At 43.0% G+C, this 12531-nt stretch carries 12 protein-coding genes; 3 read left to right on the top strand and 9 right to left on the bottom strand.

Annotation, left to right across the window (positions count from 1 at the left end; translation table 11 throughout):
- Positions 1-131: 131 nt before the first annotated feature.
- From NCTC9997_RS08075 to NCTC9997_RS08050, 6 genes are all read right to left on the bottom strand, one after another.
- Complete coding sequence (locus NCTC9997_RS08075) at positions 132-761, bottom strand: DUF1349 domain-containing protein (RefSeq protein ID WP_064977799.1); 630 nt, start codon at positions 759-761, stop codon at positions 132-134.
- A 144-nt stretch (positions 762-905) separates the two neighbouring features.
- Positions 906-1616 (bottom strand): hypothetical protein, encoded by a 711-nt coding sequence (locus NCTC9997_RS08070; protein ID WP_152136228.1) that lies wholly within the window; start codon positions 1614-1616, stop codon positions 906-908.
- 94 nt (positions 1617-1710) lie between these two features.
- Complete coding sequence (locus NCTC9997_RS08065; RefSeq protein ID WP_064977797.1) at positions 1711-2352, bottom strand: SanA/YdcF family protein; 642 nt, start codon at positions 2350-2352, stop codon at positions 1711-1713.
- Between the two features lie 470 nt (positions 2353-2822).
- A complete protein-coding gene (locus NCTC9997_RS08060; RefSeq protein ID WP_064977796.1) occupies positions 2823-3149 on the bottom strand; it encodes a DUF5684 domain-containing protein in 327 nt (108 codons plus the stop codon).
- Positions 3150-3480: 331 nt separating this feature from the next.
- Positions 3481-3684, bottom strand: a complete 204-nt coding sequence (ydfZ, locus tag NCTC9997_RS08055) for a putative selenium delivery protein YdfZ (RefSeq protein ID WP_010863733.1) — start codon at positions 3682-3684, stop codon at positions 3481-3483.
- Positions 3685-3999: 315 nt separating this feature from the next.
- Positions 4000-4428 carry a VOC family protein gene (locus tag NCTC9997_RS08050; protein ID WP_064977795.1) on the bottom strand — a complete coding sequence of 143 codons (429 nt, stop codon included), beginning with the start codon at positions 4426-4428 and terminating at the stop codon, positions 4000-4002.
- Positions 4429-4623: 195 nt separating this feature from the next.
- On the opposite strand from NCTC9997_RS08050, the gene NCTC9997_RS08045 reads away from it, so the two are divergent.
- The 3 genes from NCTC9997_RS08045 (at position 4624) to traT (ending at position 7873) form a co-directional block, all read left to right on the top strand.
- The gene (locus tag NCTC9997_RS08045; protein ID WP_167550133.1) at positions 4624-5532 is read left to right on the top strand and encodes a cation diffusion facilitator family transporter; all 909 of its coding nucleotides are present in this window, start codon (positions 4624-4626) and stop codon (positions 5530-5532) included.
- Between the two features lie 261 nt (positions 5533-5793).
- The gene (locus NCTC9997_RS08040; protein WP_230405833.1) at positions 5794-6903 is read left to right on the top strand and encodes a YeeE/YedE thiosulfate transporter family protein; all 1110 of its coding nucleotides are present in this window, start codon (positions 5794-5796) and stop codon (positions 6901-6903) included.
- A 232-nt stretch (positions 6904-7135) separates the two neighbouring features.
- A complete protein-coding gene (traT, locus tag NCTC9997_RS08035; protein WP_064977794.1) occupies positions 7136-7873 on the top strand; it encodes a complement resistance protein TraT in 738 nt (245 codons plus the stop codon).
- A gap of 217 nt (positions 7874-8090) precedes the next feature.
- On the opposite strand, the gene arcA is transcribed toward traT, so the two are convergent.
- The 3 genes from arcA to NCTC9997_RS08020 form a co-directional block, all read right to left on the bottom strand.
- Entirely contained in the window at positions 8091-9365 is a 1275-nt protein-coding gene (gene arcA / locus NCTC9997_RS08030) for an arginine deiminase (RefSeq protein ID WP_064977793.1), read from the bottom strand.
- Between the two features lie 137 nt (positions 9366-9502).
- A complete protein-coding gene (gene nhaC, locus NCTC9997_RS08025; RefSeq protein WP_082935519.1) occupies positions 9503-11050 on the bottom strand; it encodes a Na+/H+ antiporter NhaC in 1548 nt (515 codons plus the stop codon).
- Positions 11051-11342: 292 nt separating this feature from the next.
- Positions 11343-12308, bottom strand: coding sequence for a GGDEF domain-containing protein (locus NCTC9997_RS08020; RefSeq protein ID WP_082935518.1), 966 nt, complete (start codon positions 12306-12308; stop codon positions 11343-11345).
- Positions 12309-12531 lie beyond the last annotated feature (223 nt).

Below are 12531 nucleotides of genomic sequence, written 5' to 3'. Positions count from 1 at the left end.
CTTAGCATTGAATGACTGGTGAGGGCAACAATTATCGGCTCATTTATGCCCATCATGCCGAGTTGCGCCTACACGCGCAACTCAGGCTTGTATGCTTTTAATCCGCCGAATTATGCGCAATCGGCGAGTCTTTAAGCCACGTGAGCTAACCACTTACAAGGCTCTAGATTCATCTCGGTAAACTTGGCAATAAACGATGACTCTGAAGGGCTGCATGCATAAACGCCAAATTGCACCGAATTTTGCGCTGCTAGCGGCGGATTATATTTGCCCATTTCTGGCGTAGTCTCTCCCAACTTATGCAAGTGAAATATCCGCATTTGCTTGAACGTTTGGCCATCAAACGATGATTCGATGAGAAAATCAGGCCCTCGACGGTTTAAGCGATACCAAATTTCTTTGGGAAGAGGGATATCCGATGTTGCCCAGTCTGAATAACCTAAGTTGGTCACCACGCTTCCGAGTCTAGAAAATGTTGGGTTTTCATACTCTATAGAGGCTTTAAACCAATTTTCATTATCGAGGTATATGATGATGCCACATTGATCGAACAGTGCTTGGTAATCAAAGCTTACCTTCACGGTAAATGTGAAATTTTGCTCAACTTCAATTAATAATGCAGGGGCATTATCATTACGAAAACCATAGTATGAGCGTTGCCAAAAATCTGTTTTTGGCTCCGTAGTTATCGATACGAACTCAGATGTAACTTCGCTGGTTTTTGGCTTATAAATCCATTTTCCGACAGTAAAATCCATCATTAAAACCCTTATCGTTATATAGATGTTATGTCACACAAAGCTACCTAAATAAAAAACAACTCGAAGCTGAAGATACTTTATTTAGGTGCCTGTACGTGTTAACAATACAATTGTTGGTGATTACATTTTTTCATGAGGAAAGACTCATATAGACCATTCGCAACCTAATGTTGATGAGCCAAAACATTGAATTTTGAATGTTGAAATTTTACTTAAGCCGGCAGGGCTTATCTTACTCCATTTATCGTTACCTTGTTTGTGCGTATAAATATTTCCGCCTGCGGTTACTTTTACCTTTTGGGTAAGATAATTTATGCTAACTTTCAACTCAGCTCCTGTCTTTTTTGAAAGTGACAAACTATCACGACCAATCAGCTCAAAGTCATCCTTGTGGTCATGCCGGAATGTAAATGTATCCGTTGAGGTTAGGCCTGTCCCGCAATTTGATACGTTAGCCAGGGTGAATAAGATCTTGCCTTTATTAATTGAAATACCACCTCCAGCTAGAAGATCTTTTTGACATGGATAGTTAATATTTCCTTCCGTAGGTAGTAGGTCACTACGGGAAATGACTTTTTCATATCGCTCATTACGACTAAATAAGACTATTAATGTTCTTGGATTAGTGTTGTACGTTTTATCTTTCTCTTTGGGAACTTTAATTATCTTATCCGGATTATTCTCTTCAATGATCAGTACGGCGTCATCTTTGCCATCGTTATTCAGATCGCCGGTTGCCTGTGAAAACATCCGCCATCCGTTAGGTACCCAATTGTTAAATGTATCTGTTGCGCTGGCTATTGATGGTGATAGAGTAAGTAATAGCATGACAATTAATTTATTTGAGTAGTTCACTTTGATATCTCTTTGGTTATGTCTATATTTTTATTTTCGTGTTTTTTGGAATTAAAATTTTACTGGTATTTTATATCTCACTGAGTTAAAGACTCTAAATGTTCACTTTATCACCATAATGCCTAGGCTCGGAATTGAAGACTTCAACATCAAAAAATGCTCTGGTCCTAGAAAATATCTCGCGAAATTTAGTCTTAAAACTACTGAAAGCTGTTGGGTCTTCTGCATTCAATCCGATTAAATTAATATTGTGACTTTTCCCAATGTAGATGGCTCTCGCGTTATGAAATTGCTGCGAGATGACAATGCCTGATGATTGGCCGAAAACCATCTTAAATCGAATAACCGAATCTAATGTTCTTCCTCCGGCATAATCACAGTAAATATTCTCCGTGGAAATGCCCAGTTTTGATAGGCTGTCTTTCATCATGTCGGGTTCGTTATAGTCATGGTGTCTATTGTCGCCCGACACAATGAATTTAGCGCATTTCTCTGAGGCGTAGGCCAAGTATGCAGCGCGCATTCGATTGCTATAAAATTGATTTTCATTTCCACTGCGAAGGAGTTTTGCTGTGCCTAGAACTAGACAGACATTGCCATTTTTTAGCTCATTGGTGTTGTTAGTTGTCAGTGACTCAAAACGCATCACTTTAAAATTTGCATAAGCTATAACGGTAATGAGTAAGGCGCTTAGTGTAATTATTGTATAAATAGTCCATCTCGATGTTAACTGCACAGCAATAATTCCATATATGGTTAGTTATGACCTTTGTGCGTGATTAGCGCATTGCCAGTTTTAAGAGTGATTATCTATAATCCACTAATATCCAGATTGTGGAAGTATAATAATTGGCTAGTCATGTCTTGGTTAGTAGTGTTAAACGATATATTACAGAATCAATGCGCATATGTCTGTAAGGTGCTTGCTATATTTGTGTGATCTAATCTAGGGTTCTAATAATCATTTTAGAATAGGTTAGCGCGTTGACATTGTCACGCGAAATTTAATCAGGTTTGGTGTATGAACGGAGCATGTTTTATTGACTTAAGTTAAGCGTGATAGTTTGTAACTATAAGAGCGTTTTGAGTTTAAGTGCCGCGGAGATGATTATACTTCCCTATGATGACGAAAGGATAGCTATTCAAGCGGATAATGGCTTGACTATCTCCAATTCGTTTGTGTTTTAAATGTTGAATGTAACATGGTTAAATATTTTTTCCTGTATATTTTGCCTTGCCAAAGCCTAATGTCGGGAAAAAGATATAGCCAAATAGGGCTAAACCGATACCGAAGTAAACGCTTTTACCAAAAGCTTTAGCTAGATCAATAAAAACAATGAATGAGATAATAAATCCTATTATTGGCATGATTAGCAAGAAAATCCACCAAAGTGGTCGGTGAGTAATTTTTAATATTATGATGGTGCTATAAAAGGGGATGATAGCCGCCCAACCGGGGTAGCCTGCTTTGACAAAAATGCACCATGTACTGGCTGTCATGATGATAATAAAAACCAAGAAAAATAGGATCATATATTATTCCCTGGTTGAGTATTAGCTGAGTATTAATCTGCGAGGTAGAGCCAGAGCTAAGCAGTACTACTACGCATCCTCATCCCGCATTAGTGTTAAAGATAGATCATGATTGCTGTAACTGTAGGTTTTGCATGACAAAAAATCGAAAATGACGATTACTACACAATAGGGCATTTGACGTGGGAAGGGGGCTAGTATGGGCATGGATGAAGCGCTCATCTATAGAGCGCTTCATGATTAATAAGGTACAGATGAATTTCTATCGTCTTGTGTTATGTTCGTGTATTACGTGAGTGGCAGTGGAATCGGATTATGCCAATCGCGATAATTAGTTAAACTTAAGTCTAATAAGTTCGAGTGGGCAAAACACACCATCAATGCCATCTATAGATACGCAGTTAGCGCGTCTGACCTGTTCTTCTGATTTTCCTTGGTCATCTATATTTTTTATCACGCCTGTAGCGCCACTTTCAGCCACCATAACATAACTGCCAATCGTGATGGCGTTACGGTTTCGATCATAAGTTTTCATCGTCTCCTCCGTTCACATTGGTTCAATGAGATAGTGGGCATTTGATAACGCTAAAATAAAGCCAGTTCATTGAGCTATATCAATATAGATGTTTGTTGAGGAGGGTGGTTGGTGTGTAAATAGTCATGCATTAAATGTTGGTTTTATTGTTTTTAATTTATTTTTATAATATGTTGGATTATTGTTATTGCGTAATATCGGCAATAAATCGTCACTTTAGGAAATCGACGCTGGATTCGAGTGCTTTACTAGATCCAGTCATAGACCCGTTATTATTATTTAGAATGATTATCTTGGCGGTGATATTTTCTAATTTTACGGCACTTTCTTCTTCTCGGTAAGTTCTGGCGCTTTGTGGCATACCGCTTCGATATTGTATCCATCGGGATCAAGCACAAAAGCTGCGTAATAATTGGGGTGGTACTGTGCTCGGTAACCTGGGGAGCCATTGCACGTAGCGCCATGCTGAAGCGCTGCTTGATAAAAAGCATTTACTTCATCATGTGTTGCTGCTCGGAACGCAATGTGTGTACGCGGAGTATGGAGCGTGCCTACAGAAATCCAAAAATCACCGCCCGGATCACGGCCATCAGCGTTTTCGGTATCACAACTGATCGGCGTACCGAAGCCAACCGCATGTCCAAAGTCCAGACAGATTTTATAACCTAAGCAATGTAAAACCGCTTCGTAAAAAACCTTGCTCAGCGCAATATTAGACACCTGAATCCCTGTATGGTCGATCATGCTTAATTCCTTGAAATAACGTGTGATTACGCTTGTTTAAGCTTGTCTAAGCATAGTGCATTTCTGGCTGGATTTCTGTTCTATTCTTTGGCTCTCACTTGGCGAGTAAATCAATATGCCTCAACTATACTCATAGGCAACACACGTATAGGCCACGCTATATGCATTGAACGCTGTTTTCCGGAGGTATTGCTCGTGCCAGATACTCAACGTGAGCAGGCGCTATTGCAGCGCTCCATCTATGGGGCTACAGGCATCGCTTGCCTTAGTGTCGCCTTTGGTTTTATCACCAGTTCACAGTCTATTTTGTTCGATGGAATGTACGCCGTATTTGATGCCTTCTTGTCGGGCTTAGCGCTATTCGTGTTGCGATTAGTGGGGAAAAATCCCAGTAGTCGCCGTTTCCAATACGGGTTTTGGCATGTGGAGCCTTTGGTGTTGGTGCTAAATGGCAGCATGCTGCTTCTTCTATGCTTATATGCCTTTGCTAATGCTGTCCAAAACTTATTGGATGGTGGCAGTCACTTCGAGTTGGGCTGGGCTATGGCTTATGCTTTTGTGGTGACCGTGGCCTGTGTGATTATCACCATAAAACAAAAGCAGGCCAATAAGGGGATGGCGTCACCGATCATTGATCTTGATGTGCGTGGTTGGATGATTTCAACGGCCATTAGTGCAGCGATATTTCTTGCCTTCGTGCTGGCGTGGTTTTTACAGGAAACGCAATATGCATTTTTAGTCCCTTATGTAGACTCCAGCATATTGGCTGTGTTGATACTCTGTGTGACACCGGTACCGGCAAAAATTGTGTTTAATGCGATAAAAGAAGTGCTGGTGATTACCTCCGAAAGCTTGGAAAAGAAAATCGATCAAATTATGCAAAAAGCGTTACTACGCTATGGCTTTGTTAAATATTCGCATTATGAAACCCGTATTGGGCGGGGGTTATTTGTCGAGATCTACATAGTGCTACCAGAAAGTATGGAGTATGTAGGGATCAGTGAATTAGATAATATTCGCGATAATATTGCGAAAGAAATTAATGAACCTGGTTTGGATTTATGGATGAGTATTTCGTTTTATCGCAATGAAAAATGGCTGTGAGATGGCGTGCTGGTAGCACTTTTAATTGCATACTATTTTCGGCATTGAGTACATTGGCAATGTAAATTTATTGCTTTGATTGTGATGCATAATGCTACTGAAATGTTTGTTTCGTGTTGATAGGCTAGTGATGGATGTATGTGTTTTTTAGCTTGCAATAACTGACGTCATAATAATCTTCACTGTAATAAATAGTCTGATTGGCGGGTTGCCTGCTTTTTTGTATTATCTATCGCCTGTTTTTCTACCTCTGATGCAGTCGTGAATAAAAAATACGTAACTCTTATTGCTTGCTTAGCCGCAGGCTTGCTTGTTTGGTTGGAACAAGCGTTTGGTCTGAAATGGTCACTGATGGCGCTGATTGGTCTTTTGCTCGGTTTTACTCTGTCATTCAGTGGCTTTGGGATTGTCTTTGGTTGGCGAGAGATGATCAGCAAAAGCAACAGCTATTATGTTAGAACTCACCTGATCACCATCTTTATTGAGATAGTCCTTTTTACATTGTGTCTATCTTTTAGCCATGCACTGTTTGGTGGCAAGATGACCGGTAATATTATGCCGGTCGGGATCCCGTTTATTGTGGGAGCATTCCTGTTTGGCTGTGGTATGCAGCTGGCTGGCGTATGTGCGTCGGGAACCCTGTATTGCTGTGGTGAGGCGCGACCGCGCTTTTGGCTGGTGTTAGTATTTTATGGTATCGGAACATTAATAGGTAAGTCATATCAACACACTGTCAATGGGATGTTTCATAGCCAAGTGATCTTGATGAAAGACTTTACAGGCAGTTTATGGAGTGGGGCATTACTGAATCTTGGCTTAGTGCTGCTGTTATTCCTTGTATTTACGGGCATTGAGTTTAAACGTTCAGGTCAAGTTAAGCCGCTATTACGCGGTGAGAATTTGTTTTGGCGTGATGGCCGTTTTACCGTACTGACCGGTGGCATCATTATTGCGCTATTGAACTCCAGCATTGTGGCTTTACATGGTTCGGCATGGACAATCACCGGTGCAATTTATGATATGTCGCTAAGATTTGCCTCTTGGTTCGGCTTTTTTAGTGATAACCCTAAGCTTGCGATCCCTTTATTCAGTAACCCGATGGTAGGCATGTTCTGGGCGGGTGTGCTGGGCGCAGCGCTATCGAAGTCTATCTTGAATAAGCCAAACGATAATCAAATGACGTTGAAGGTGATGATTGCATCTGTGCTCGGTGGCTTATTAATGGGGATTGGCGCCATGTATGCGGCATGTAACCTAGGCGGCTTCTTTGATGGTACCGCATCGGGCAGTCTACATGGTTGGATCTGGATGCTGGTGGCTCTGTTTGGCAGTGTATTGGGGATCCAGCTACGTAAATTCTTTTACGCTTAATTCATGTCTTAAGGAATACATAAATTGATGGATAATGGCGCTGTTGTTTGGATAGACAGCGTCAAGTTGAAGCTTGAATTGAATTTGATTGAATAATAAATATACAGATAAGGCGGTGCGCACATCACGTGATGTGAAAGTTTCTGCGTGAAAACATCATTTTTCTATTGTATCATGAATGCTCATTATAAGTATTATCTAAAAACCATCTTGTTGTACAGGTGTGACTAAAATGAGTATTTTTAATAAAAAAGTAGTTTTTGCTGCTGCGTTAGTGTGCGTATTTTCTTTGACCGGTTGTGGTGCAATGCATACCGCAATAAAGAAACGTAATCTCGAAGTAAACACTCAAATGAGTGAGACAATATGGCTGGAGCCTTCTTCGCAACGGACAGTGTATTTGCAGGTAAAAAATACCTCAAATAAAGATATGAGCTCCCTGCAAGAATTGATCAGTACAGATATTCGTGCCAAAGAGTATACCGTTGTTGCGGATCCTGAAAAAGCGAATTATTGGATTCAAGCAAACGTATTGAAAGCTGATAAAATGGACTTGCGTGAAGCCAATGGTCTGTTAGGCCAAGGTTATCAAGGCGCAATTACTGGCGCAGCATTAGGCTCGAGTATCGCCGCTTATAATTCTAATTCAGCGGGTACCACGTTAGGGGTAGGTTTGGCTGCCGGTGTTATTGGTTTAGCGGCCGATACCTTGGTGGAAGATATTAACTATACCATGGTCACTGATGTTCAGATCACTGAGCGAACTAATGGTAAAGTTATGACCAATGATGTCGCGGCGCTGACACAAGGGACTTCTGGCTACAAAGTCCAAACCAGTGCAAAGGAAGAACATAAGCAAAAATACCAAACACGCGTGATCTCCAATGCCAATAAGGTGAATTTGAAGTTTGAAGAAGCTAAGCCAGTTTTAGAAAAAGAATTGGCGAATGCAATCAGCAATATCCTGTAATGGCATTGCTTTTCATGCTGATGAAAAACGCTCGGTTAATGTCTGAATAATCGAGTTCTGAAGTGAGTGTTTAAAATTAACAAGCCCAGTGGGTATTCACCTGCTGGGCTTGCTGCTTTTATTTGCGTGCTGTTGGCTATTCACTGTCGTGGTTATCACTATCAATCACTATCTATCACTATGCCACTCAAGGCGATCAACACAGTTAAACGCAAAGCTAATAATCAACGGCATCACGAATGATTGGGCAGGTCATACAGTGACCACCGCCGCGACCGCGACCAAGTTCACTGCCGACAATTTCAATCACTTCAACGCCTTGTTTGCGTAATTGAGTATTGGTTTTGGTATTACGATCGTAAGCCATTACGACCCCAGGGGCGAGGGCGACCACATTGTTACCACTGTCCCATTGCTGGCGTTCGGTATCGTAATCATTTCCTTCGGTTTCAACGACACGCAATTTTTTCAGATTCAAGGCCGCGGCGACGGCCTCGACAAAGGTGCCTTTATCACGCTTAAGCTTCATGCCGGTGGGGCCATCAGAAGGACGCAATGAGAAGGTTTTAATTTGGTTGACGATAGCAGGGTACAGCGTGACGACATCACGATCGCAGAAGGTAAATACCGTATCCAGATGCATGGCAGCACGCAGTTTGGGCATGGCGGCAATCATCACGCGTTCAACGCCGGAGTTTTTGTTGGCAAACAGCGCCGCGGCTAATTGCGTGATGGCTTGATGTGAGGTGCGCTCACTCATGCCTATCAGCACGGTTTTATTTCCAATCGGCATCACATCACCGCCTTCCAGCGTCGCGGTGCCGTGATGTACGGTCGGATCGCCCCACCAGAAATTGATCTCTTCGTTAGGAAAGTCGGGATGGAATTTATAAATCGCTGTGGTCAATACGGTTTCTTCGTGGCGCGCTGGCCAATAGAGCGGGTTGAGTGTTACCCCGCCATAAATCCAGCAGGTGGTGTCACGGGTATAAAGGGTGTTGGGCAGTGGCGGCAATAGGTACTCGGTAATGCCGACTGCTTCACGGATTAATTTCAACTCCTCCAGATCCGCATAGCCTTCGTTCGCTAATTCACTGGTCGATAAGCCGCCAATCAACACTTCGGCTAAGGCTCTGGGGGCTAAACCATCCAGAAAACTGCGCGTTTCATTAATAATCCCGAGAGAGACTTCATTGGGAATGATTTGTTGATCCAAAATCCATTTTTTTGCTTCGGGTAATGCCAGTGTTTCTGCCAGTAGATTATGCATTTCAACAACATCGACCCCTTGCTCACGCATTTTGGTCATGAAATCGAAATGGTCGCGTTTGGCTCTTTCAACCCACAGGACATCATCAAACAGCAGTTGGTCACAATTACTGGGGGTTAGGCGGTTATGCGCCTTTCCCGGGGCGCACACCATGACTTTGTGCAGCTTGCCGACTTCTGAATGCACACCAAATTTACGCGGAGTGTTTTTCTTTGCTGACATAATAGAACCTGCCTTTGTCAGAGGGTCATAATGCCTGTGTTAATTCTCGTGCCATCACCCATATCGCTCTCATCACCGATTTAACATCGCTATATTGCCGATATGAATGCATGCGTATTTTTCCGACCGATTAGCGTTTAGGTCGATTGATTGTCCGATTTACTTTTCGTGGTATCTGAGTTATCAGAGCTTAACGACTCTGTAGTTAACGATTCGGTATTGGCTGCATTTACAACCAGACGTCTAATTTTGAAGCCCGTGATCCCCAATAAGAGCGTGATGATGGGGGCGGCGATATTAAATACCGCAAATGGCATATACGACATGGTATACACCCCCAATACTGCCGCCATATAGGCACCACATGAATTCCATGGGATCAGGGGCGAGGTGACAATACCGGCATCGGAGACGATACGGGATAAGTTTTCTGGCGCTAAATTGCGTTTGGCAAACTCATTGCGATAAATCCGTGTCGGCAGTAATAGCGCGATATATTGATCGCCGGCGGTAATGTTCAGGCCTATCGCGGTGGCAACTACCGAGGCAAAAAGACTGCCAATGCTTTTTGCTCGCAATAATAATGGCTCGACCAATTTATTTAGCAGGCCAAAATCGTCAACCATCGTACCAAAACTTGATGCGCCAATAATCAGCCAAATGGTGAGCAGCATGCTGTCCATTCCGCCACGCGAGAGCAAGGCATCTATTTGCCCCATCCCTGAGTTTTCTTGGAAGCCCGATGCCATTGCAGTCCAAGTCGCTTTAATCGCTAATAGGAAGGAGGATGCATCAGATTCGGTAATAAAACGGGCAATGGCTTGTGGCTGCATAAACGCTGTCATGACACCAGCTAAGATAGCTGAGCAAATAATGGCAAGTGGAGCTGGCACCTTAAACAGCGACAAGCCAAGCAAAAAGACCAACGGCAACAAATTCCACGGCGTAATATTGAATAACTCATCAAAACGAGTCAGTTCATTGTTGGTAATGGTGCTGTCGTAGCCGCTGTGTTGGCTGATCCCCAAAACAATAAAAACGATCAACGCAATCAGCGCGGAAGGCACGGTAGACCAGAGTTGATTGCGAATATGTTTGTACAGATCAACGCCATTAAGCTGGGCGGCTAGCACGGTACTTTCGGATAACGGAGAGGCTTTGTCGCCCACGTAGGCACCGGAGATGACGGCGCCAGCGGTTATTTCCGGTGATAAGCCAAGCATAGTGGCTAAACCAATCAACCCGACACCAATGGTGCCTGCGGTGGTCCACGAACTGCCAATACTGAGTGAGACGCAAATACAGACTAAAAAGGCGATCGGATAGAACCAATTCGGTGAGATCATGATAATCCCGTAGTACACCATGGTAGGAATGGTGCCCGACATATTCCACGTGCCGATCAGTGCGCCTACGGAGAATAAAATAAAGATGGCACCAGAAACCGAGGATATTCCTTTGCGGCTTGATTCGGCGACATCATCCCACGTATAGCCATTTTTCAGGATGATGAGGGCCGTGATCATGGTACTGACAATAATCGCGACTTGTAACGGGCCTTGTACGGCATTTAAGCCAAACAGGGATACTGACGTGCCAACCAAGATGATCAGGGTGAATACAGGAATGAGTGCATCCGCATAGCTGGGGGCTTTCACTGTACGTTTTTGATTTGAATCAGACATATTCACCCCACATTTATAAGACAAGTTGTCTTTATAGATGAACTAACCACTAACTATCTGTCTGTAGTAGCGGGTGTAGTAGCGGGCGGTGTTATGTGCAGATGACGCGACGCAAATTATGCGATTTCGTATCGTTGCAAAATAAGTGAGCGCTACCACATTCGCGTTAAGTATAGCGTGCTTGTCCATAACGCAATGATGACCAATAGTCGCTTAATGGGGCGTGGTTCATTGGCGGTAGCGCAATACATCAATCGCTATTCGCTTTTAGTCAGCCATAAATGGCAGCGGGTTACGCAGTATCCGAATCGGTGGTGTGCGAAGTGGGGGATTTTGGCGCGCACATATATCGCTCATATAAAATACCGTTTTTGCCTGTATGCTTAACCGTGTACATCAACTCATCGGCACGTTGCACTAATTCATCGACACTTTGTGGTTTGGCAGAATCTTGACAGGTTAAGACTCCCATGCTGAAAGTAACGGGCCAGCCGTGCTGCTGCATTTCGGCCAATAAGCCGCTCTGGAGTTTGGTACAAACGCTTTGCGCCATGTCGAGATTGGTTTCCGGTAGCATTAAGGCAAATTCATCGCCGCCTAGGCGTGCCACAATATCAGTACGTCGTAAATGTGTTTGGATAAATGCCACCACGCTTTTTAGTGTTTCATCTCCTCCGGCATGACCGGAGCAATCATTAATCGCTTTGAAATTATCCAAATCAATATAAACCAGACTGAATGGATTACCATAACGATGGAATCGGTCTAATTCGCGCTCGACTAGAAGGTAGAAATAGCGGGAATTAATCGCGCCAGTTAAGTTATCCATTCGTGCCAATGTCTTTTCACGTTGAATAGAACTACGCAGCGCAGAGAGCAGTAAAACAATAATAATAAAAAAAGATAACCGAATCACCGTATTCCACAGCGGAATAATCATAGAGGAATAGACATGCCCAGAGGCTTTATCAGCCAGCAACCAAACAATCGCACTGACAAATGAAGCGATAAGACCGGCTTTTTTCCCCGTAAACCACAGTAAAAACGCGATAGGCAGAACATAGAATAATGAAAAGGCAATTTCGTAGCCCATCAGGAAATCACAGATCCCGATGATGCCTATCAGCGTAAATCCTGCCACCGTATTGACGGTCTTCTCTTGTTTTTCTAGAAAGGCGATGGTTTTCAGCTTTTTGTTGTGCATTCGGTGATCAAGCAAGCGGCTGTATTCGGCTGCGGAAAGTGGATTGTTATTCATGGCAAGCGAGACTCTGTCTGTAAATGTTAATTTTATTACTTGATGTCTTATGCATCATGAGGCGCGGAGTGTATATAAAATAAGCAAGATTGCAAGAGGGAATAACGCAGCAAACCGTTGCGAACTATACTTTTTTTGCAGTTATAAAATACGAGTCTGGCTATTTTGAGACATTGAACCACTATTCGATATTGGGTGGCTGAACGAATATTCCACGTATATC

The sequence above is a fragment of the Plesiomonas shigelloides genome (assembly GCF_900087055.1).
Taxonomy (GTDB): Bacteria; Pseudomonadota; Gammaproteobacteria; order Enterobacterales; family CAMTGL01; genus Plesiomonas; species Plesiomonas shigelloides.
The sequence above is the reverse complement of the archived record's forward strand: the minus strand, read 5'-3'. Positions and strand labels throughout refer to the sequence as shown.

Coding starts and splice junctions, on each gene's coding strand:
- NCTC9997_RS08075 (WP_064977799.1), bottom strand. CDS start 761: ATGATGGATTTTACTGTCGGAAAATGGATTTATAAGCCAAAAACCAGC.
- NCTC9997_RS08060 (WP_064977796.1), bottom strand. CDS start 3,149: ATGATCCTATTTTTCTTGGTTTTTATTATCATCATGACAGCCAGTACA.
- ydfZ (WP_010863733.1), bottom strand. CDS start 3,684: ATGAAAACTTATGATCGAAACCGTAACGCCATCACGATTGGCAGTTAT.
- NCTC9997_RS08050 (WP_064977795.1), bottom strand. CDS start 4,428: ATGATCGACCATACAGGGATTCAGGTGTCTAATATTGCGCTGAGCAAG.
- traT (WP_064977794.1), top strand. CDS start 7,136: ATGAGTATTTTTAATAAAAAAGTAGTTTTTGCTGCTGCGTTAGTGTGC.
- arcA (WP_064977793.1), bottom strand. CDS start 9,365: ATGTCAGCAAAGAAAAACACTCCGCGTAAATTTGGTGTGCATTCAGAA.
- nhaC (WP_082935519.1), bottom strand. CDS start 11,050: ATGTCTGATTCAAATCAAAAACGTACAGTGAAAGCCCCCAGCTATGCG.
- NCTC9997_RS08020 (WP_082935518.1), bottom strand. CDS start 12,308: ATGAATAACAATCCACTTTCCGCAGCCGAATACAGCCGCTTGCTTGAT.